At 69.8% G+C, this 20743-nt stretch carries 17 protein-coding genes; 10 read left to right on the top strand and 7 right to left on the bottom strand.

Translation table 11 applies throughout. From position 1 onward, the window contains the following. The first annotated feature begins 580 nt into the window (after window positions 1-580). Window positions 581-1438 carry a S1 family peptidase gene (locus tag ACH4U8_RS13745; RefSeq protein ID WP_395777843.1) on the top strand — a complete coding sequence of 286 codons (858 nt, stop codon included), beginning with the start codon at window positions 581-583 and terminating at the stop codon, window positions 1436-1438. Window positions 1439-1712: 274 nt separating this feature from the next. On the opposite strand, the gene ACH4U8_RS13740 is transcribed toward ACH4U8_RS13745, so the two are convergent. Continuing rightward, window positions 1713-3848, bottom strand: coding sequence for a PQQ-dependent sugar dehydrogenase (locus tag ACH4U8_RS13740; RefSeq protein ID WP_395777841.1), 2136 nt, complete (start codon window positions 3846-3848; stop codon window positions 1713-1715). Between the two features lie 997 nt (window positions 3849-4845). Further along, on the bottom strand, window positions 4846-5715 hold the full coding sequence (locus ACH4U8_RS13735; RefSeq protein ID WP_395777839.1) for a hypothetical protein: 870 nt from the start codon (window positions 5713-5715) through the stop codon (window positions 4846-4848). A 274-nt stretch (window positions 5716-5989) separates the two neighbouring features. Between ACH4U8_RS13735 and ACH4U8_RS13730 the strand changes: the two genes are divergently transcribed. Then, the gene (locus ACH4U8_RS13730) at window positions 5990-6523 is read left to right on the top strand and encodes a hypothetical protein (RefSeq protein WP_395777837.1); all 534 of its coding nucleotides are present in this window, start codon (window positions 5990-5992) and stop codon (window positions 6521-6523) included. 208 nt (window positions 6524-6731) lie between these two features. On the opposite strand, the gene ACH4U8_RS13725 is transcribed toward ACH4U8_RS13730, so the two are convergent. Further along, window positions 6732-7241, bottom strand: a complete 510-nt coding sequence (locus tag ACH4U8_RS13725; protein ID WP_395777835.1) for an NUDIX domain-containing protein — start codon at window positions 7239-7241, stop codon at window positions 6732-6734. 101 nt (window positions 7242-7342) lie between these two features. Beyond that, window positions 7343-9295, bottom strand: coding sequence for a WD40/YVTN/BNR-like repeat-containing protein (locus tag ACH4U8_RS13720; RefSeq protein WP_395777833.1), 1953 nt, complete (start codon window positions 9293-9295; stop codon window positions 7343-7345). Between the two features lie 187 nt (window positions 9296-9482). Between ACH4U8_RS13720 and ACH4U8_RS13715 the strand changes: the two genes are divergently transcribed. Continuing rightward, window positions 9483-10454: a helix-turn-helix domain-containing protein gene (locus ACH4U8_RS13715; RefSeq protein WP_360309957.1), complete on the top strand. Its 972-nt coding sequence runs from the start codon at window positions 9483-9485 to the stop codon at window positions 10452-10454. A gap of 72 nt (window positions 10455-10526) precedes the next feature. Here ACH4U8_RS13715 and ACH4U8_RS13710 read toward each other — a convergent pair whose 3' ends face one another. Then, entirely contained in the window at window positions 10527-10907 is a 381-nt protein-coding gene (locus ACH4U8_RS13710) for a hypothetical protein (protein WP_395777831.1), read from the bottom strand. 53 nt (window positions 10908-10960) lie between these two features. Beyond that, window positions 10961-11569, bottom strand: coding sequence for a helix-turn-helix domain-containing protein (locus ACH4U8_RS13705; RefSeq protein WP_395777829.1), 609 nt, complete (start codon window positions 11567-11569; stop codon window positions 10961-10963). 114 nt (window positions 11570-11683) lie between these two features. Here ACH4U8_RS13705 and ACH4U8_RS13700 point away from each other — a divergent pair, with 114 nt between their 5' ends. The 6 genes from ACH4U8_RS13700 to ACH4U8_RS13675 all read left to right on the top strand — a co-directional run bounded on the left by ACH4U8_RS13700 (window position 11684) and on the right by ACH4U8_RS13675 (window position 18608). Next, window positions 11684-12502 carry an MBL fold metallo-hydrolase gene (locus tag ACH4U8_RS13700; RefSeq protein WP_360309951.1) on the top strand — a complete coding sequence of 273 codons (819 nt, stop codon included), beginning with the start codon at window positions 11684-11686 and terminating at the stop codon, window positions 12500-12502. A gap of 186 nt (window positions 12503-12688) precedes the next feature. Then, a complete protein-coding gene (locus ACH4U8_RS13695; RefSeq protein ID WP_395777827.1) occupies window positions 12689-13114 on the top strand; it encodes a hypothetical protein in 426 nt (141 codons plus the stop codon). Further along, window positions 13077-15083: a PQQ-binding-like beta-propeller repeat protein gene (locus tag ACH4U8_RS13690; RefSeq protein WP_395777825.1), complete on the top strand. Its 2007-nt coding sequence runs from the start codon at window positions 13077-13079 to the stop codon at window positions 15081-15083. The genes ACH4U8_RS13695 and ACH4U8_RS13690 overlap by 38 nt, the downstream gene beginning before the upstream one ends. Window positions 15084-15509: 426 nt before the next feature. Beyond that, on the top strand, window positions 15510-15827 hold the full coding sequence (locus ACH4U8_RS13685) for a hypothetical protein (protein ID WP_360309945.1): 318 nt from the start codon (window positions 15510-15512) through the stop codon (window positions 15825-15827). After that, window positions 15824-17335, top strand: a complete 1512-nt coding sequence (locus ACH4U8_RS13680) for an aKG-HExxH-type peptide beta-hydroxylase (protein WP_395777823.1) — start codon at window positions 15824-15826, stop codon at window positions 17333-17335. Before ACH4U8_RS13685 ends, ACH4U8_RS13680 begins: the two co-directional genes overlap by 4 nt. A 10-nt stretch (window positions 17336-17345) precedes the next feature. Further along, entirely contained in the window at window positions 17346-18608 is a 1263-nt protein-coding gene (locus ACH4U8_RS13675; protein ID WP_360309941.1) for an aldo/keto reductase, read from the top strand. Window positions 18609-18673: 65 nt separating this feature from the next. Here the strand turns inward: ACH4U8_RS13675 and ACH4U8_RS13670 are convergent, their stop codons facing one another. Then, window positions 18674-19912: a carboxypeptidase regulatory-like domain-containing protein gene (locus ACH4U8_RS13670; protein ID WP_360309939.1), complete on the bottom strand. Its 1239-nt coding sequence runs from the start codon at window positions 19910-19912 to the stop codon at window positions 18674-18676. A 304-nt stretch (window positions 19913-20216) separates the two neighbouring features. Between ACH4U8_RS13670 and ACH4U8_RS13665 the strand changes: the two genes are divergently transcribed. Further along, window positions 20217-20639, top strand: a complete 423-nt coding sequence (locus ACH4U8_RS13665) for a hypothetical protein (RefSeq protein WP_360309937.1) — start codon at window positions 20217-20219, stop codon at window positions 20637-20639. The last annotated feature ends 104 nt before the right edge of the window (window positions 20640-20743 follow it).

The following is a 20743-nucleotide window of genomic DNA, read 5'->3' as shown; positions in this document are numbered from 1 at the left end:
GCCTCCAGTACGAGGGCCACATCGGCGGGCAATGTCTCCGTCACCTCGTCACCGTACCTCCCGCCCGGAGACGGACGTATGATCGCGTGCGCGGAAGCGACCGGCGTTTCCGTCCGTGACCGGGGCCGCGTCGGGCATGTCGGAGTACGTCGCCTACATCGCAACTACACGTGCCGGGTCGACAACCACCGCCCCCCCACGCCCCGGCGACCTTCCCCACATGTGATCCCCGTGCTTCGGGCCCGCTTCGATGCCGACCGGTCCCCCTTCCGCGACGGCGCGCATCGCGTCACGGTCGGGCCACCGGCCGCAGGCGCCGACGCGGACCGAAAGGCGGCGGAAACGCTGCTCCGGGACCGGTCCGGGGGCGGTGAGCCGATGTCCGGAGACGCCGTCGAGCGCGAGCATCGCGAGTATCGGCATGTCCGGAATCTGACCGAGGATGACATCGAGGCGACTGTTTCCGACGGCCCGGCGCGCCGAGGATGAACTGCACGGGCCCGAACGCGGGAGACGTTCGGCCCGGGTACGGCCGCCGCACCCTCGTGCGGCCGATCCTCCCTCCACGAAAGGTCACTACATGCGTGCATCCACCTCGCGTCCCACCGCCGACACCGGCCCCACCCCGCGCCGCCGGCGCGGCCTGGTCGCCAAGGCGATCGCGGCCACGGGCGCGGCACTCGTGCTCGGCACCACGGCGTTCGCCGGCAGCGCCGGGGCAATCGTCAACGGGCAGGACTCAAGCGAGAGTTACCCGTTCATGGCCTACCTTCCGATGAAGGCGGGGGGCGTGGACGCCGGGTGCGGGGCCACCCTGATCGATCGACAGTGGGTGCTCACCGCGGCGCACTGTGTCGACCCTGATCTGCCGATCCAACTGAACGGAACGGTGCGGATCGGCAGCGAGAACCGCGCGCAGGGTGGCACCGTTCGCGGCATCGACAAGATCGTGATGCACCCCGGCTACTCGCAGCCCGCCGACGAGGGCGGCTACAACGTGAACGACCTCGCGTTGATCCGCCTGGACCGGCCGGTCAAGGAGAAGCCGATCAAGCTCGCCAAGCAGGCCGGGCCGGTGGGCACGCCGACTCGGCTCCTGGGCTGGGGCACCATCGTCGACCCGGACCGGCTGGAGGACGCGATCTTCCCGAACCGGCTCCAGGAACTGGACACCCGCCTGGGCACCAGCGCCGAGTGCAACGGCCGCACCGACGCCACCCGCCTGTGCACGATCAGCCGGAAGCCCAAGGCCATGGCCTGCTTCGGCGACTCCGGCGGCCCGCAGATCCAAAAGAACCGCGGCGGCCGGTGGGAGCTGATCGGCACCACCTCGGGCGACGGCGACGGCAAGCCCGGCTGCGCGACGGGCCCGGGCCTGTACACGAACGACACCGCGTACAAGAGCTGGATCCACAAGACGATCCACAGCCGCAACTGAGCCGACTCGCCCTGACGCCCTCTACGGGCGATCCACGCCGGGCGCGGGCGCGGTGCCATTTCCGGCCCGCACCGCGCCCGGCGCGGGAAGTCCCGCACGCCATCCACCGCCACCCACCACCTGCGCCATGCCGCGTTTCCACGGCACAGCGCAGGGATCTTCCACCGTCCACGACATCACGACGCAAGTCGGTGGCACTTGGCACCGGTGTCGTCCGCGCCCCACGCCGGCGGCGGTGAGGTGTCCCCGGCCGCGGAAGGGCCCCGGCGCAGGTCTACTTGTCGGGAATGCCGGCGTTGTCGGCGAAGGTGGTGCCGGTCGGTGCGAACTCGCCCGGCCCCGGCCGGCGTCCGTTCGAGTAGACGATGTCGATCAGCAGGATCCGGTCGTTGCCCGCCGTGCCGTCCTTGTCGGTGGACGTGGTGAGCCAGACGTCCCCGTCGCGGTCGACCTCCACGGTGCGCAGCCGGTCGTACGTCCCCTCGAAGTACGACTTCTGCTCGACCAGGTTGGAGGCGGAGTCGATGCGCAGCCGGTAGATCCGCTCACCCCGAGTGGTGGCCACGAACACGTGGTCGTTGATGATGGTCAGGCCGCTCGGCGAGGCGGACGACACCGGCCAGGTCTTCTTCGGCGCGATGTAGCCGGAGCAACTCCCCTCGGTGCCCTGACAGTTGGGCCAACCGTAGTTGCCGCCCTTCTGGATCAGGTTGACCTCGTCCATGATGTTGTCGCCGAACTCCGCCTGCCAGAGGCGTCCCTTGGAGTCGAAGTCCAGGCCCTGCGGGTTGCGGTGCCCGATGGACCAGACGGCGTTGCCGAACGGGTTGTCCGACGGGATCGAGCCGTCCGGATTGATGCGCAGGATCTTGCCGTTGAGGGAGTTCTTGTCCTGCGCCCGGGAGTCGTTCTGGGCATCGCCCATACCGGCGTACAGCTTGCCGTCGGGTCCGAAGCGAAGCCGCCCGCCGTTGTGGTACCGGCTCTTGGCCATGCCGGCGAGCAGCACCTTGTAGCCGCTGAGCGCGTTGTTCTCCAGCTTCATCCGGGCGATGCGGTTGCCGTCGGACGAGGTGTGCAGGAAGTACACGTAGTGGTCGGTGGCGAAGTTCGGGGAAACCTCCACGCCCATCAGGCCGCCCTCGCCGCCGGTGGTCTGGGAGTTGGGCACCTTGCCGAGCTTCGTCTTCTGGCCGGACTTGGTCAGCCGGTAGACGTCGAAGGTGTTCCGCTCGGTGTAGATCCCGGAGCCGTCCGGCAGGAACGCCACGCCCCAGGCGACGTCCACACCGTCGGCCAGGGTCTTCACGGTGCCCGGGTCGGGCGTGCCGCCCGCCTGGGAACCGGCGGTGGTGACGCTGAGCTCCGGGCCGAACGCCGACCGGTTGCCCTTGGCGTCGAAGGCCCGCGCCTTGAACCTGTACGCCGTGTCGGCCTTCAGGCCCGCGACGGTCGTGGACGCGGTTTCCGAGGTGCCCGCGGCGGCGCCGTCACGGTAGATGTCATACCCCGTGACCTTCACGTTGTCGGTGGACGGCGTCCATGCCAGGTCGACGCTCGTCGCGGTCGTGGCGGTGGCGTGCAGCCCCTGCGGGGCACTCGGCGCCTCACTGTCGGGCGGTGCGGGCAGCGTGGCGATGGTGACCGCGTTGCTGGCGTCGGAGACGTTCGGGACGGCGTCGCGCGCGAAAACGGTCCAGTCGTAGTTGGTCTCGGGCGTCAGGCCGGTCACCGTGGTGGCCTGTGTGGAGCCGTCGACCTGCTTCATGAGTTGGCCGTGCTGGTAGACGTCGTACCCGGTGACCTTCACGTTGTCGGTGGACGCGTCCCACGCGAGGGACACGGAGGTGGTGGTCGGCTCTTGGTCCTTGCGCAGGTTCTTCGGGGCCGTCGGCTTCTCGGTGTCGGCCGGGCCCTGCGGGGTGACGGTCAGGCTGTCGAGGTTGGGGCCGTCCGCACCCGAGGTGGTGGCGCGGATCTTGTTGGTGCCCGCAGCCAGTGCCGTCGTGACGGAGGCCGTCTTCCAGGTCGTCCAGGCGCCGGTGCCGGGGAAGGAGAGGTCGCCGGCGGTCTGGGTGCCGTTGACCGCGATGTGCAGCGGCCGGTCGACGGAGGTGCCGTTGGCGTATCGGAAGTCGAGCTTCGTGGCTCCCGGTTGCCCCGCCTCGACGGTGAACTCGACGTACGCGCCGGCGACCGCGTCGAAGTTCACGAAGCCGGTGCCGGTGTGGCCGGCGTGGTTGGACTCCACCTTGCCCTTGACGACTTGGGCGGCCTCGGCCTCGTACGTGGCGGCGCGAAGGAGGGGGGCCGAGTGCGCAGCGGGCAGGGCCAGGCAGAGCGATGCGGTGGTGGCCGCGGCTACCAGGGCGCCGAACGCCCTGGACGACCGGGATTTGATACATCTCACGGTGTCCTCCAGCGAAGAGGGGCTGAGCGCGGGGCGGCTCAGCGGCTCGTGGTGCTGCCCGGGCGGGTCCGCTGCAAGGGTCTTCGCGGCAAGCGATATCCGGCAACGGTCGTTCACGCGGGGGAAGTTGGCGCTGGACCTCGATAGTTAGGAAACTTTCCTAACTGGTGATGGAGCACGCTAGGCCCCGGCTGTGCACCTGTCAACGGGTCACGCGCCACCCGATCGGTGCCAACCACCGTGAAGTAATCGACACGGGTGATCATTCGAGCCCATCGAGCAGGATGGGGGAGCATTCGGACAGGCCGATCCCGCCGCCGATCCCGCCCGACCGGCCGCCGAACCCCGGCGTGCCCAAAAGGACGGTGAATAACGAGCACGAGACGGCAGAGCGAGCCCCGGGGTCTGCTCAGCCCCATGGAGCGTGTGGACGATTTCGTTCCGGATGGCGGCTCCGCGTCGGTCCCCGGCTCTCCGGCGTCCTCGATCCCCTGCCCGGCGCCCGTTCCTGCCGAGGAGATCGAGGATGCGGCACTCGCCGAGGGTCATCGACTCCGGTTCGGCCCGACTCGCCCTCGGCGACGCTCCTCACGCCGAGGCCGAACACGCCGAAGCACGCCGCCGTCGCGATGCCGCCTCGTGCCGCCGTTCGCCATCGACGGCATGCCGCCGGGGCGATGAGCACAGCCCCGCTCACCGCCCCCCACGACGCTCCTCCGTCGCAGTCCTCGTCCGCGTCGTCGGCGCGCCACGGGGCGAAGCCGTCACCGTGCTCGCGGCGGTGGAACGCCGGAGCGAACACGTGGCGGGAGACGTCGAGGGGTTCAGGTGGTGGGAGTCAGGCCGGTGGGGACCTGCCATTGGTAGCGGCGTCCGTTGTCGTGGTCCGCCGAGAGCGTGGCGTTCATGGGCGGGCGTGGGCAACGCGAGCCCGGGCGCGCGATGTTCGAAAAGTCCGCGACACCGAACCCGGCCGGAGCAATCCCGGTGAGCTTCGTCAGCACGCTCGCGATTCATCGGGCAGTCGCACGACGGCCACACCGGCCTGGGACTCGCCGAACCCCCAGCCTGCGACCAGGGAGCAACCGACCGCTTCCAGGACATCGGCCCACGGCCAGTGGTCGGTACCGCAGTAGAAGCCGCCCTCGCTGCGCGCGTCCTCCTCGCTGAGGCAGAGCATGCGGAGGTGATCGCGGAGCGCGGGATGCGCAACCGCGCTCAGGCTCGCTTCCCAGGGCTGGGCCGCGGCGCGAACGGCACTCATGTCGCGGATCGACACCAGGTGCGCGGGGCCGCGCTCGGTGAACGTGGCGGCCCGCATCGCGTCGGTCGCAGTGCCATCGGTGGCAACGCGCAGCAGCACGGAGAGCCAACCGTTGAGCTTCTTGCATTCCATGTCGGTCAGGTCGACCCCGTGGCGGCCCAGGAGGATCCCCAACTCCGCGCCATGGACGAGGACTTCACCGGCTTCATCGATCGACGAAACGGTCCGCAAGTCGGCGACAAAGGCATCGTCGAACGGCCGAGGTCCCTTGTGCCCACCCTCACCCCACGGTCCCGTTCCGGCCAGAAGGTCGGCGTCGAAGCGGAACAACGACCCGCTCAGGTCGAACCGCCATGCCCACGGCGAGAAGGGGTACTCCCCGTCCGGATCCGGCAACCGCCTCGACTCCCGATCCACCAGCGCACCGGGGGTGGCCCAGGAATTCGGGAAGAGGAACTCGTCGAGAGAGTCCGAGGCGTAGTACACCCCGTATCCGGCAGCGGGATCGACGGCGGGCCGGCCACCGAGCAGTATCTCGAAGGCACCGGTCAGCGCGGCATCCCACCCGCCGGGGTCGGTCACCGAGGTCGTCTCGGAAGTCACGATGAGCGCTCCTTGAAATCGCGTCGCATGGGTCGATGCAAAGTACCGCCCGCCGGTGACACTCCGGGGACCCGACAACGAAGTCCGCTTCGAAGGCGCGTTCGGCGAGCGCCCGTTCGACGTCGACGGGCACGCCGTCTTCGTTCCTCCCGCAGTGGGACCTTCCGGGTTCTCCCATGATTCCCCCAAATGTGACTGTGCTCGAAACACGCGCCTTTAACGTGATTTCCGCCGATGGAGCGGGAGTTCACGAAGGAGACCAGGAGGTGGGTCCGTGTCGACCGATCGGATGTCCAGGGTGATCGTGGTGGCGAGCGGTGTGCTGGTGGCCGCAGCGCTGACCGGGTGCGGCGGGTCGTCGTCGGGCCACAGGACCGCAGACGCCGCGACGACCACGTCGCGACCGGGCGCCGCGGTCCCCGGGGCGACCGCCGCGGGCACGTCGGGCGGCGCGAACAGCGGTGGCTCCGACGCCGGTTCGGGTGTTCCGACGGCACGGCAGCCTGCCGCTTCCACGTCGGCCGGAGGCGGCTCGGGCGACAACACGGCCTTCTGCGCCGACGCGGTCAAGACCATGGCGACCGACGACAAGCTCCACAACGGCCTACCCGACGCGCAGACCCTGGAGGTGTGGGACCGCATGAACAAGGAGGCGCCCGCCGCGATCGGGAGCAGCGTCGACAACGTCGACCGACAACTGCACCAACGGGCCGACCAGGGCACGATGGACGACATCAGTGGCTTCGCCTCGGCCTACCAGTCGGTGCTGCAGTGGGTGGGCGGGAACTGCGGTCTGACACGGTCGTAGAGCGGGCACGGAACCGAAGAAGCCGCGCTCTGCGGTCTGTTCCCCCGTGTGACACCCTGGCGGTCGCCGCCGCTCGTCGACTCCCGGCCGACCACGCCGTCGCAGTCTGCAACGAGGTGTCCCTCCCCGGGTGTGGGCGATGGGAATGGTGGGGTGCGCGACCGTGTCCTTCCGGGGATCGAGTGCGCCGCCCCGGAGGCGTTGCGGATCAACGGTGGTCGGGGGTGGGGGCGTTGCCGTGGTGGAGGTAGGCGGTGGTGCCCTCGGCGAGGGCTTGGGCGCAGGCGTGGAGGCGGCGGGCCATGTGGGGGGCCATCAGGGTGTCCCATTGGTCGGGGGTGGCGAGGTGCCAGGCGGTGAGTTCGCCGGCGGCGAGGCGGATGTGGGCGCGGGCGTGGGCTTCGGTGACGAGGCCGCCGTCGAAGAGGTGGTTCGCCGGAGCGGGGCGGCCGTCGGGTTGGGGCGGTACCCAGTCGACGGCCAGGAGTCGGCCGGGGGTGACGTCGAGGCCGAGTTCCTCCGTGATTTCGCGGCGTGCGGTGTCCCAGGGGTATTCGCCCTCGTCCATGGCGCCGCCGGGGATCTCCCAGTGGCCGTCGCCGTAGGCCGGTTCGACCAGCAGGATGCGGCCGTGGGCGTCGTGGAGGATCGCTCCGGCGCTGCCGATGTGGTGGGGCAGCGTGGCGTAGTACTCGGCGGGGGGAAGGTGGCGGGCCATGGGCGCGAGGCTAGTGCGTGGCCGCGTGGGGTCGTGGTCGCCCGGTCACGACGCCGCCCCTGTCCGGGTGTTCGGACAGGGGCGGCGCGCCTGGTGCGTGGTCACACCGCGAGTCGGTGCACGCTTCCGTACGTCGTCCCCGCGAACAGCCACCGGCCGTCGGCCGACACGGTCAGCGACGACACCGACGGCTCCGGCAGGTTCCTGGTGATCGAGCCCCAGGTCCGGCCGCCGTCGGTGCTGCGCAGCACCCCGAGCGCCGGCGTGTGGTAATAGTGCGAGCCCGCGAACACCGTCGAGCCGTCCGGGCTGAACGTCAACGAGCCCAGGTAGCCGGTCAGGTCGCCGGCCACCTTCGTCAGGTGCTTGCCGTCGTCGGTGGTCACGTAGATCGCGTCCCGGGCGGCGATGACCGCGTGGCCCGGGGTGCGCGGGTTCAGCGCGATCGCGCTCACCCAGCCGTCGAGGACCTTGTGCAGGGTGACGCCGCCGTCGGTGGTCCGGAACAGCCCGTCCGGGCCGCCGAGCCAGGCGCTGTCGGGGTCGACCCGGTCGACGGCGACGCTGGTGAAGCCGTTCAGGTCGTCGTGCCCGTTCTGGACCAGGGACTCACCGCCGTCGTTGCTGGTGTACACGGCCGACGGCGAGTGGGTGGCGACGTACAGCCGCTTCGGGTCGGCGGGGCTGACCGAGATGGCGAGTGCCTTGCCCGGCACGGCTGTCTGGAGGGTGGTCCACCGCCGACCCGCGTCGGTCGACTTCTCCAGGTAGAAGCAGGGCTGCTCGTCGTTGCAGGTATTGCGTACCCGGTACACCGTCGAAGGGTTCGACGGGTCGGTGGCCAGGCCGTCGACCCGGTTGCCGAAGGTGTGCGGCGCGGTGTCGGAGAAACCCCATTCCTGGTACCCGAGCGGCAGTTGCCGCTTCAGTGGCGCGGACGACTGGTAGCTGCCGGTCATGGTGCCGGCGACGATCGCCGGGCCCGACGCGCCCCGGGTGACGGTCAGGGACAACACTTCGGAGCCGGGCACCCCGATCCGGCGGAAGGACTGGTGGTCGTCGGTGGTGTAGATGCCCGCGCCGGCCGAGATCACGTCCGTGCCGGGCCGTCCGGGGAAGGTGCCGGTGGCCTCGTACAGGTCGATGCGGTCCAGGCCCGCCTCGGCGCGCCAGGTGCGGCCGTTGTCGCGGCTGCCCCATTGCTCCATCTCGCCGGTGGACCGGTTGACCTGGATGTGCAGCCGGCCCGAACCGTCCACGATCGCGGCCAGGACCACCACGTCGGTGCCCCACGGCCCGCGCAGCGCCCGCCAGTGCGCACCCCGGTCGGTGGAGACCTGCGCGACCTGCAGGTCACCCCTGGCGACCAGGGTGCCACCGGTGCCGGTGAACTGATCGACACGTGCGCCGGTCGAGCCGGGGCGGGGCAGCTTCACCGGGGTCCGCGCGCCCTGGCGGAGCACCCAGACATCGGCGCCGGAAGTGAAGTAAAGGTCGGACCCGGTGAACTTCGGGTTCCGGGCATCGGTGGGGGCACCGGGCAGCAGCCGCCAGGTGTTGCCGTGATCGGTGGAGATGCGCACACCGTCGCCGGCCGTGGCGTACAGCCGCGCGCCCGTCGGGTCGAACACGACTCCGCTGACCCGGTCCGGGGTGTCCAGCACTTGGCTGAACGTCCTGCCGGCGTCGGTGCTGCGCAGCACGTACCCACGCCAGTGGTCCCGCTCCACGCCGGCGGCGAACACCACGTCGGGCCGGACCGGGCTGGCCGCGACGCCACCGGCGTCCGTGGCGTTCACGGGCAGTGCGTTGCCCTGCTGCCAGGTGGTGCCCCGGTCGTCGGTTCGGAAGACGACGTTGCCGATCGGGGTCAGCACGTAGGCCCGTGCGGGCCGGGCGGGGGTGAACGCCAGTTTGCCGCCGCTGCCGTTCGGGCCGACCTGCCGCCACTCGTTGCCTCGGGTGGTCAGGGACGTCGGTGGGTCGGCCGGGGCCACGGGTTCCGCTCCGGCGGGCACCGCGCCGAACGCGCCGAACACGGTGCCGAAGGCCACCGCAGCGATCAGGAATAGTCGGCGCCGGGACAGCTTCGCTGAACCCGACCGTGAATGCTGTGCGTTGAACATTCCGTCTCCCATGGGGCCGGTGGTGTGCTCTTTGTAGTCGCGCCTCCCGACGGTCGGCCAGGTGTGGCCGGTGTCCGGTTGCGGCCGGCGCCGGAATCGGCCATGCTCGCTCGCCATGGAAAAGGACGAGCTCGTGTTCGGCGCAGTCGGGGTCGCGCCCTTCGACGAGCGGGTCTACCGCACCGTTCTGGCCGGACCGCCGGTAACGGTGCGCGACTTGGCGGAGCGCACCGGCTCGGGTGTCGAGAGGCTGCAGTCGGCCCTCGCCCGGCTGCGCGGCCACGGTCTGGTCAGCCGACTCTCGGGCCGCCCCACCCGGTGGGCGGCCGTCAGCCCCACCGCCGCCCTTGCCGCCCTGGTCCGCAACGCCCACGCCGACCTCGGCAGGGTCACCGAGACGGCCGCCGAACTGGAGGCCGTCTACCGCGCGCTCGGCGAGGCCGCCCGCCCCGGTGAGGGCGTCGAATTGCTGACCAGCGCCGACGAACTCGGCCGGTGGTTCGCCCGACTCCAGCAGGAGGCCACCGAGGAGATCATGAGCCTGGACCGGCCGCCGTACGTCCTCGCCCACGGCAACCCGCTCCAACACACCCTTCTGGGCCGCGGGGTCCGGTACCGCACGATCTACGCCCCCGAGTCGTTCGCGACACCCGGCAACCTCGACGACGTGACCGGCCTGTCGCAGGCCGGCGAAGAGGCCCGGGTGCTCGCCGACATCCCGCTGAAGATGTCCGTCGCCGATCGCCGGATCGCCCTGCTGCCCCTGCACCTCGACTCGCCCATCACCCGCAGCGTCGTCATCCGCGGCACCACCCTGGTCGACGCCCTGGTCACCCTGTTCGAAGGGCTCTGGACACAGGCCGTCCCACTCACCGCCGCCGGCCCCCAGGAGTGCGACCCGCTCGACGCCGAGGACCGGCGGATCCTGAACCTGCTGCTGTCCGGGCTCAAGGACGAGACGATCGCCCGGCAGTTGGGCACCAGCACCCGGAGCCTGCGGCGGCGAATGCGGGTGCTCCTCGACGAGTTGGGTGCGGAGAACCGGTTCCAGGCCGGGGTGCAGGCGGTACGGCGCGGCTGGGTGTAGCGCCGGTCGCACGGGCCGGGAGCACGGAAGAACGCCCCTGCGGGTCCCGACGTTTCGACTTTTCGACGCGGGTCAGACGATCTCGCCGGTGCAGGATCCGTGGGGGCCGCACGCGTAGCAGGTGCATCGCATGCATCCGGTGCACACGCCGATGTTCTCCAGGCGATAGGTGTCCCGGCAGGTCTCGCACACGACGCGCTCGCGCAGCATGGTGTTCCAGCCGTCGTCGCCGCCGATGAAGTCGTAGGAGACGCCGATGAATTCCCCCCATGCCGGGTCGTGTTCGGCCCAGTGTCGGAGGTACCAGGAGTAGACGGCGAAGAACGCCTTGCCGGTCACCGGGTGGTCGCGGCCCCGACCGTCTCGGATCCACACGTCGACGAGTCGCCCGATGCGCTCCCCGAGGGGCGGTGCACCGCCGAGAACGGCATCGTTGTTGTTCCTCGTCGTCATGGCCACAGTATCCGGGCGGACCCGCCTCGTGGGCGACGACATCGGGCGGCCGATCAGGTTCTGCGCGAGATGACCATGATGTATTCGCAGGGAGCGTTCGTTCGGTTGGCGAAGCCGTGGGCCGCGTCGGCTTGGAAGAACAGGGAGTCGCCCGTGTTCAGGGTCTCGCCGATCCCGCCGATCGCGACGGTGAGGGTGCCTTCGAGCACCACGAGTTGTTTCTCCGTGCCCGGCGGATAGGCGGGCAGCAGCCCGGTGGAGACCTGCGCGGGGAGGTGGTGGACCACCATCTCGGCTCGTCCCGCGCCCGGGGCCGCCGAGACGATGTGCCGCTCGAAGCCGGTTTCCGGGTCACGGAAGACGGGGCGATCGTTCCTGTGCATGACGACCGCCACACCGGACGCGGCAGCCGCCGGCGCGCCGATCAGGTCCGAGAGCGACGCGTCGAGCGCGTGGGCGATCCTGGACGCGACGCCGATCGTCGGGCTCTTCTCGCCGCGTTCGACCTTGGACAACATCGCCCGACTGACCGACGACCGGGTGGACAACTGCTCCAGCGTCAGGCCCGCCTCCTCGCGACGTCGCCGCACGTTGCCGCCGAACACGCCGGCCGGGTCGTCGCCCCGGTGTGCTTCGGGCGTGTTTTCGTCCTGCTCGGTCACCGTGCTCCTCGATCGATGCGTACCCCGCCGCCCACAGTGTAGGGTTTCTCCTATAGAAGATCTGATCTTCCATCGGAGACGCACGGTGTGCGCCCGACACGACGGAGGGGTTCCATGCGTTTGATCTCCAGTGGCCGGCTCCATGCCACGTTCGAACTCGGCGACCTGCGGGTGACCTCGTTGCGGGACGGGTACATCGACATGCCGCCGACCCGGCTCCGCGACGAGGACGGGTGCGTGCTCGACGAGTTGCCGGCCGCCGTCCCGCTGGCCGGCGACAACCTGCGGCTGTCGGTCAACGCCTTCTTCGTCACCGACGGCACGCGCTCGGTTCTCGTCGACACCGGCGCGTCCGACGCCTGGCACGACCCCACCATGGGATTGCTCCACGAGGCGCTCGACGAAGCGGGCATCGACCGCACGGAGGTCACCGACGTGGCCATCACCCACAGGCACGAGGACCACGTGAGCGGCCTGATCGCGCCCGACGGTTCGCAGGCGTTCGGCAGACTCGAGCGCGTGTGGATCGGCGCGGGCGACACCTCGGTGTTCACGGGACGGCTCGCGCCGATCCGCGACCGGGTCGTACCCGTGTCGGAGAAGGTCGCGATCAACGACTGGACCACCGCGATCCCGACACCGGGCCACACGCCCGGTCACACCGTCTACGCATTCGGGAGCGACACCGGCCGCCTGCTCGCGTGGGGCGACACCGTCCACGTTCCCACGCTGCAATTCGATCGGCCGAACGTGTCCTGGGAACTCGACGGCGACCAGTCCCAGGCCCGCGCCGCGCGCGCGGCACTCCTCGAACAACTGACCCGACCACACCACTTCGTGGCCGGCGCCCACCTCGACTCACCCGGCATCGCCCGCGTGACCCCCTCCGGCGACGGTTACGCGCTGGAATACCTCGCACCACCGATCGGCTGATCGAGCCCGCCGGGGAACCGGGCCGGCCGGCCGCAACCGCTTTCCCGCACGGTCGACTCTCTTCACGCAGAGGGTACGGACCAACCTCGGTACTACCGCCCGCGATGACGGCCCCGGCATTTATCCTCGGGTGAGGCGCCCACCCGGAGTCGGGCCGGGGTCGGGTGTGCCGGGGGACGGAGGGCCATGCAGTTTCGAATTCGGGTCGAGCACGACGTCGCCGCGGAAGGCAGCCGCCTCACCGCCGAGTTGGCCGATTGGCTCGCGGAACACCCGCGTGTGGGGCCGTACATGCGGATCCGCAGGGTCAGGGAGTCGGCGCCCGACGCCGGGCGGATGTCGGGCGACCTGATCGGGTGGCTGGAGATCGCGACCACGGCCGCGTTCTCCGTCCCCGCTCTGGTCTACGCCCACATGGCGTGGCGCGACCTCCAGCATCGTCCCGCGCCCGGCCCCGCACCCACGATGACCTCCAGGACCGTCATCGAGCGGGGCGAGGTACGGGTGATCCTGGAGAACGCGTCGGCGGAAACCGTCGTCGACATCACCCGGGCGCTGGAAGGCGGTTCGAGCGGTGCGCCCTCTGGGGACGACTCCGACGGACATCCCTGACCCGACGTCGAGCCGCGCGGTTCTCATCGGCATCCACAAGTACCGGCACCTGGACTCGCTGCCGTCCGTCGCTCGCGGAGTCACGCGGCTGAAGCAACTGCTGCAAGAGCCCAGCCTGTGGGGGCTTCCCGCCGACCACATCGCGACGCTGGGCCCCAGGGCGTCGCCGGAGACGGTCCTGAAAACGATCAGGGACGCGGCGCTCGCGGCAACGGACACCCTGGTCCTGTACTTCGCCGGCCACGGACTGCGCCGAACCGACGGACGTCCCCTGCACCTCGCCCTGACCGGCGCGGACCCCGATCACATCCAGATCGGCACGGTCTCCTACGCATACGTACGCGAGATGCTTGCCGTCGGCAACACCCGCCGCAAACTGGAGATACTCGATTGCTGCTACAGCGGACTGGCCGCCAAGGGCACGATGGGAGCCCGACCGAGCGAGGTCGATCCTTCGAGCGCTCTCGGGTTCGACGACGCGCACCGCGGGCATCACGTACTGACGTCGGCATCCGCCAACGAGCCGTCGTTCGCCCGGCCCCACGAGCAATACCCGGAGTTCACCGGCGAGTTGATCAAGGTGTTGGAGAGCGGGATCCCCGGTGCCGGCGCGACGCTGACCCCGGGCGAGGTCTGGGGGCGGATCCACGCTGCGATGTCGGCCCGCCCGCATTCCACGCTGCCCCGCCAACTCGTACAGAACGCCGTCCAGGACCTGCCCTGGGTCCGTAATCGCGCGTACACACCTGCGTCGTTCGCGACCCACGGCACCGCGCCCCGGCCCGTGGCACCGTCGCCCGAGCCCCTCCCCCAACCGGGAAGGCCGTCACGCCCGTTGCTGCGGCGCCGGGTACTGACGTACGGCGGGGTGGCCGCGGTGGCGGCAATCGGGGGAGCCTCGTACACCCTGCTGGAGCACGGTCCCGGCGGTGTCCGGAAACCGGGTGCCCAGCGCTGGCGCCGCCACTTCACCTCCATGGGCATCCCCTTGCCCGCAGAGCCCGGCACGCCCGGCAGGGGCGCTCTCCTCCTCCCCCTCGACGACGGCCGGGTGGTCTGTCTGGACAGCCGTGACGGTGGGGTCCTGTGGCAGGTCGATCTGGGCGGGGCCCTCCTCACGCGGTCCTCGATCGTCAAGGGGTGTCTGCTCGTGTCCTTGGCGATCGGCCCGGGGCAGGGCCGACTCGTCGCGCTGGACCACAAGGGCACCACACTGTGGTCCGCGGAGACCAACGGCTGGCCGTGGGCCCAGCAATCAGGGCCGAACGGCCGGGTGTTCGTGGCCACCAGCAGTGGCTGGGTCTACCGCCTGAACCTGGTGGACGGCCGGCCGGACTTCGCCCGGAAGGTCGCCGGCCAGGCGAACGCGGTAGTGGTCGCGAACAATTACCTCTACGTGCCGACGTTCGGCGACGGGATCGTCGTGCTGGACGCCGCCACGGGAGAGTCCCGGTGGTCGCGCCCGGCCGAGGGGTCCGTGTGCGGCGCCGAAGCCGACACGGACCTCGTGTACCTGACCATCGGTAATCGGGAACCCGCCAAAGGCGGCCGCCTTCGCGCCCTGGACGCGCAATACGGCGACACGCGCTGGGAGTTCACCTTCGACACCCTCGTCCAGGCAGCCCCGACGCTCGCGCCCGAACACGTCCTGGTCCCCGACGGGCGCGGCACCCTGCACGCGTTCGACCCGGTCTCCGGAACCAGGACCTGGCAGCAGGACATCGACGCGAACCTCTCGGACCGCGTCACCCACGACGGCAGGACCGTCTACGTCGGAACCTCCCGCGGCATCGCCGCCCTGAGCCTCGCCGGCGGCCGGATCCTGTGGAGCAAGGACATCCTCCCGACGCCCCCCACCGCGTCGTACGGGGGCAGCCGTCCGGTGATCGACGACGACACCGTCTACCTCGGCTACGGCGACCTGACGACGGAGAGCTCGAACTACGACGTGTACGCGTTCAGCCGCTGACCTTCCGACGGCGGTCGTGGACCCCGCCGGCGCGCGGCAGAGCCGTCTGCCGCGATCCCCACCGACGGCTCGTGGGGCCATACAGCCCAGGCGAGATGGGCTCGGCCCCGCGGCTGTTCACCATCCGAACAGGCGGTCACCACGGCCCGCCATGCGGTGGTCGCCGCGGTGGCGGTTTCCCCCCGAAGCGGCCGATGGGCACGGTCACCCGAATGGCACGGCTCTGTATACGGGTGATTCGACTCCGGTGTGGTTTTACTCGACGAAGGACGTCTTCGCCGTCGTACCTCCCACGCTGCGGTCCCACCGCCTGCCGGGGTACGACCGAACATCTCGGGTCCCCGGAGCCGAGCGGGCGAAGCGTCGACGTCGGTGGCCGGGGAACGCGTGTTCTTCCGCCACCCGTTCCCGAGAATGGAGCCCGTCATGGCGGATTCGCAGAGCATCGAAGAGATCATGAGGAAACTTCGAGCGCAGACTGCTCTGTCGGCCGAGGAAGTGTTGACGCTGCAGGGCCACGTCGACCAGCTGGAGAACAGGTCCTCGGTGGACACCACCCACCACACCACACACTCGACCCCGAACTCGCATTACACCGACCACCACACGAGCCTTCAGGAAATTCAGGGCCTCCTCGACCATCTGCACGAGTCCGCCGCGGCCCCCGGCGGCACGCCGTGCCACGAGGGTGGCCACAAGCCCTCGCCGGCCCAGTCTCCTCCTCAGCACGGAGCCGGCTCGTGACCCAGGCGACGAGTACCGCGTCGCCCGGCGCGCTGCCGGTCGACGAGCTCGACGAGTTGCTCGCCAAGCACCCGTTCGGCGACTCCGACTACGTGACGAGCAGGCTCCATGCCTGCTACCGGCGCCGACTCGAGAGCATCGGCGATCGGTTGCCGCTCGCTCGTGAGGTCCTCGACGCGTTGGACCGCGCGGACGCACAGACCCGCTACCGGATCGTGGGCGACACGGTGTTCCGGTGTGCGGTGCAGTACCTCCATGTCCAGATCGAGGACGAAATCCCCTACGGGATTCCTTCGGAGCACTGTCGGGAGATTCTGCGACGCGCCATCCGCAATCTCGACGCGGGGGTGCCCGGCCTGCTGGGACCCGAGCTGTCGGATCACCTGGGTACGGCTTCCCACTACGGATGGGTGTGGCGCGACGACGGCCCCGAAACGGTCGTCACCGACGCCTTCCGCGACATCGTGGCGGCTCACTACGGTCTGACCCTGCACACCCCCGGCGACGACGAACTCGCGATGGTGGCCAAGGCCGTTCGCTTGCTGGAGGAGGTCCTGCCGAAGGTGACGCGCAGCGTCCTCAGCCACACCCACCTGCTCGCCGTCTTCGCTCCCGTGGGCCAATGGGAGGCGACCCGATCCAGCTCCGAGTACAAGGTCAGCGGAACGATCTTCCTGAACCAGCGCACGCTGTGCAATCCCTGGGCACTGGCGGAGCACCTGCTGCACGAATCGCTGCACCAGCAGCTCTACGACCTTCGAGCGGGTCATACCCTTCTCGTCCCGGACTTCGCCCGCGCGGACCGGCCCCTGGTCCACTCGTTGTGGAACATGCCCGACTCCACGCGCGGAAACCACTGGGACGTGCATCGGGCCCTGGCGGCCTACCACGTCTACGTCTACCTGGCGTTGTTCACCAGGGCGGCACGCGAGTCCGACGGCGACCGGCAGTACACGAAGCGGTACGGACCGATCGAGATGACGGGCCCGCGCACCGCGCTCGCCCGCGCCCGATACCTGCGCGAGCAGATCGGCAGAGAGCAGTACCGGCGGGAGCTGGGCCCGGCCGGTCACCGCACCGTGGACTGGCTCGACACCGTGTTGGACGTGGTCGACCCCGATCCCCAGGTCGAGGAATCGTTCGTGCACTTGCTGCTCGACCGGTTCTGGCGCGAGGCCTCGATGATTCGATCGATGGCCTCCGACGACACGATCGACGCCGAAGTCCGCTCCCTGATCCCCGGGTTGCTGGCGGACGAGGTGCAATGCGCCCGGTCGGCACTGACCGCGATCGGGCACGATCCGACGTCCTTCGACCAGGCCGTCGAAACCTCCGAAGCCCAGGAGCCCTTCGAACGATTCGCGTCCGTGCGAAAAGTAATCGCGCAGACGCTGCTCGACGCCTGTCCCCGCCGCTACGAGCTTTCGCCGGCCCGTGACGTGGACGAGGGAGTCCGGGACATGGTGGAGCGCTCCAGCGCGGTGCTCATGAAGGCCCTCGACCGGTAAGGCGGGTGACATGGAAATCCACCATCCCGGCCTCCGTTCGATTCTCGATGTCCTGCGGCGCGGCGAATCGCTCTCCGTCGGCGAGTTCGAGAGCCTGCAACGCCAACTCGCCCGGCTGGACGGGCAGGACCGTCCGGTCTCGGATACCCCTGGAGCACGGGGGACGACCCCGGCATCCGGCTCCGCAGCACAGCCGGCCCTCGACCCCACGGCCGCATTGTCGGCCGGATCCGCGAACAGGCGAGGAACGGCCGCTTTCGCGGCCTCGTTCGGCGGACGGACCGTCGACTTCTATCGTGAGACGCGCGAGATATTCCTGTCGAGCGTGGGCATCGGAACCTACCGCGGTGCGATGGACGATGAAACCGACGCGGCATACGTCGCCGCGATCCGCGGCGCGCTGCGCGCCGGCGTCAACGTCATCGACACCTCCTTGAACTACCGTTGCCAACGCTCGGAGCGCAACGTGGGTGCCGCGCTGCGCCTCTTCGCCGCACAGGACGGCGGCGACCGAGAGGGCGTGCTGGTCTGCACGAAGGCCGGATTCCTCACCTCGGGTGCGATTGCGCCGGGCTCGCTGCGGGCCGACGAGGTGGCGGGAACGCACTGCATGGCGCCCGCGTTTCTCTCCGATCAACTCGAACGAAGCCGTCGCAACCTGGGCTTGGCCGTGGTCGACGTCTACTACCTGCACAATCCCGAGACACAGCTCCGATTCGTCGACGCATCGATGTTCGCCTCGCGGATGAGGCGGGCGTTCGAGCGACTGGAGCAGGCCGTGGCCGAGGGCCTGATCGCGCACTACGGCGTGGCGACGTGGGACGGCTTCTTCGATGGTTCCTTGTCCCTGCGGTCCCTGGAAAGCCTGGCCCGAGAGGTCGCCGGTGATCGCCACCACTTCGGGTTCGTGCAACTTCCGGTGAATCTCGGCATGCTCGACGCCTTGCGTTCGTTGGCCGGGGACGAGCACAACGTGCTCGCGACCGCCGACGAACTGGGTTTCACCGTGCTGGCGAGTGCCTCGTTGTTGCAGGGCCGCAGTGCCGCGGACCTGCCCGGTTGGATCTCCGGCGTGATACCGGATCTGGCCACGGACGCACAACGCGCGATTCAGTTCGCGCGTTCCACCCCGGGGGTGACGTGCGCGTTGGCCGGCATGCGCGACCCGCGCCATGTGGCGGACAACACCGCCGTCACCACGACACCGCCCCTGAGCCGGGAGCGGTACCGCGCCGCCTTCTCGGCGCATTCGGTGGTCGGCCGGTCGGGCTGAACCGGACCGTCCTGCGGTCGGCGAACTCCGGTGATTCGCTCGGGTGATCCTCGGATGATCCGGAGTCAGACGAGCCGGAGTTCGACTTCCGCGGGACGGTCGCCGTCCACCAGGGTCGTGGCCCGCGTCTGCTTTTCGTCCCGCGTCCGGCACTCGGCCGTGTACAGGCCGCCGGCCGGGACGGAGAGCGCGAAACGCCCGTCGCCGCCGGTCGACACGGCGACGTCCGGATACGGCATCGGCCCGTCGACCAGATAGACGCGAGCTCGCGGGACGGGGGCGCCTGTCCTGTCGCGTACCGCTCCCGTGATGAGGTAGGAGGTGCCGCTGTCCCTCGGCACTTGCACGGGAGCCGCCCGCGTCGTGGTCCGCGCGTCCGTCCAGGCCGACAGGTTGTCGTACACGTCGGCGTTGATTCGCGTCCCGGAGTTCACGGTCACCCCGCCGTAGGCGTGGATGGCGAAGCCGTAGCGCTCCCCGTCGACGACCCGGTAGACGGCCGTACCACTTTGCCCGCCGGCGGTGTCGATGTCGTAGTACACCTTCATCGGCGTCACCGAACCGATCTGCCTGCTGTCGAACCACATGGTCCCGTCGGTCTTGTCGGCGGGATAGCCGGCGATGTTGCCCGTCGTGGCGAGCAGATCGGCGGACGGCCACGTCCCGATACCGAGCCATCCCGTGGTACTGCCCAGGTCGGTGGGGATGACGATCGCGCCGTAGTCGTAGTTCTCGTCCGCCGAGATCGTCCAGCCGGTCACCGAGTGGAAGATGGCGGCGGTCACGAATCCGTAGGGAAGGGACGTGCCGTCGCGGCCCGGCATGACCTGAATGCTTCTGACCCATCCGTCGCGCCCCGGAACGCCACTGTTCGTGATGTAGACGCAGTGACCGGCGGTCGCCAGGGTGTGTGGGCCGATGAACCAGGCCGTACCGAGCCAGGTGGAGCCGTCCGCGGCGGTGATCAGCAAGGACGCGTACGCGCGCCAGGGATACTCCGAGGTGTTCGTGATCTGCGTCCGGTTGTCCGGACCGTGCACGGTCTCGGGAGGAGACGGCGGCGGACCGAACGACGCCTCCCCGATGTCGGGCGACTGCAGGCTGGGTGCGGCCCAGTCCTTCGCCGACCACGATCCGGGCACCGGCGGCGAGTGCCCTTTCACCTGCTCCCGGCCACCGCCGGTCTGTTGAGCGGTCTCGTGCCCCACACCGTGCGAGGGCGGCCGGGAGAGCTCCTGCTCATCGGTGCCGACCGTCTCGCCCTGGGGCTGGTTGGAAACCGGGGTGTGCGGGTTCGAAGGCATGGTTCTCCTCCTCCGTCGGGAGATGCGGCGAGTCCTCGAGGGCCCGGCCGCCTCCCCCGGCATCCCTGTCGGCGGACGCGCTCGATCACCGTTCCCGAAGCCGGGGAGCCTCACCTTTCAGCCTAAACGGTTGGCGGTGGTACGGCAGTCGGTGCCCGAATCGGCACCGGCTCGTCGCGGGTGGTGATCCGCCCCGCCGAACGTCGTGTCCGCCTGTGCGGCCGAGTCGCGGGGCCCTGCCGACAGGGTCAGTGTGGAACGAGGGGGACGTCCTCGAAGCACTGCCTCGCGCAGGAGGCTCTCGATGAGCACTCACATACACCGGACGGGCATGGGCCAGAATTCGGGTCCCGGCTCGTTGTCGGGATGGGCCGCGTTCGCCGGAGTCATGATGACCTTCGGCGGCATCCTGGCGGTATTCCAGGGAATCGCCGCCATCGCCAAAGACGACATCGTCGCCAAAACGCGCAACTACTCGTTCTCGTTCAGCACCACCGGCTGGGGCTGGATCCATCTGATCCTGGGCGTCGTCATCTTCCTCGCCGGCATCGCGCTGTTCACCGGCGCGGTCTGGGCCCGCATCATCGGCGTGGTCCTGGCCGGGCTGAGCATGATCGCCAACTTCATCTGGCTGCCCTACTACCCGGTGTGGTCGATCGTGGTCATCGCCATCGACATCGCCGTGATCTGGGCGTTGTGCACCGACCCACAACGGAGCAACCGGTAGCGCGGGCAGGGTCGTCGGGACACTTCGGGTCGGGCGTGCCGGCCCGAAGCCCCGCGCCATCCAGGCGAGCGTGGCGGCCCCGGGGGGCAGCCCCGTCGTCGGTG

Origin of the sequence: Embleya sp. NPDC020886 (assembly GCF_044333915.1) — a bacterium.
Taxonomy (GTDB): domain Bacteria; phylum Actinomycetota; class Actinomycetes; order Streptomycetales; family Streptomycetaceae; genus Embleya.
Note: the sequence above shows the minus strand (reverse complement) of the source record. Positions and strands in the feature narration are given on the sequence as shown.

What these genes read in the sequence shown, in the direction of transcription:
- ACH4U8_RS13675 (WP_360309941.1), top strand. Translation starts at nt 17,346, where the DNA reads ATGGAAATCCACCATCCCGGCCTCCGTTCGATTCTCGATGTCCTGCGG.
- ACH4U8_RS13665 (WP_360309937.1), top strand. Translation starts at nt 20,217, where the DNA reads ATGAGCACTCACATACACCGGACGGGCATGGGCCAGAATTCGGGTCCC.
- ACH4U8_RS13715 (WP_360309957.1), top strand. Translation starts at nt 9,483, where the DNA reads ATGGAAAAGGACGAGCTCGTGTTCGGCGCAGTCGGGGTCGCGCCCTTC.
- ACH4U8_RS13725 (WP_395777835.1), bottom strand. Translation starts at nt 7,241, where the DNA reads ATGGCCCGCCACCTTCCCCCCGCCGAGTACTACGCCACGCTGCCCCAC.
- ACH4U8_RS13700 (WP_360309951.1), top strand. Translation starts at nt 11,684, where the DNA reads ATGCGTTTGATCTCCAGTGGCCGGCTCCATGCCACGTTCGAACTCGGC.
- ACH4U8_RS13745 (WP_395777843.1), top strand. Translation starts at nt 581, where the DNA reads ATGCGTGCATCCACCTCGCGTCCCACCGCCGACACCGGCCCCACCCCG.
- ACH4U8_RS13710 (WP_395777831.1), bottom strand. Translation starts at nt 10,907, where the DNA reads ATGACGACGAGGAACAACAACGATGCCGTTCTCGGCGGTGCACCGCCC.
- ACH4U8_RS13685 (WP_360309945.1), top strand. Translation starts at nt 15,510, where the DNA reads ATGGCGGATTCGCAGAGCATCGAAGAGATCATGAGGAAACTTCGAGCG.
- ACH4U8_RS13670 (WP_360309939.1), bottom strand. Translation starts at nt 19,912, where the DNA reads ATGCCTTCGAACCCGCACACCCCGGTTTCCAACCAGCCCCAGGGCGAG.
- ACH4U8_RS13695 (WP_395777827.1), top strand. Translation starts at nt 12,689, where the DNA reads ATGCAGTTTCGAATTCGGGTCGAGCACGACGTCGCCGCGGAAGGCAGC.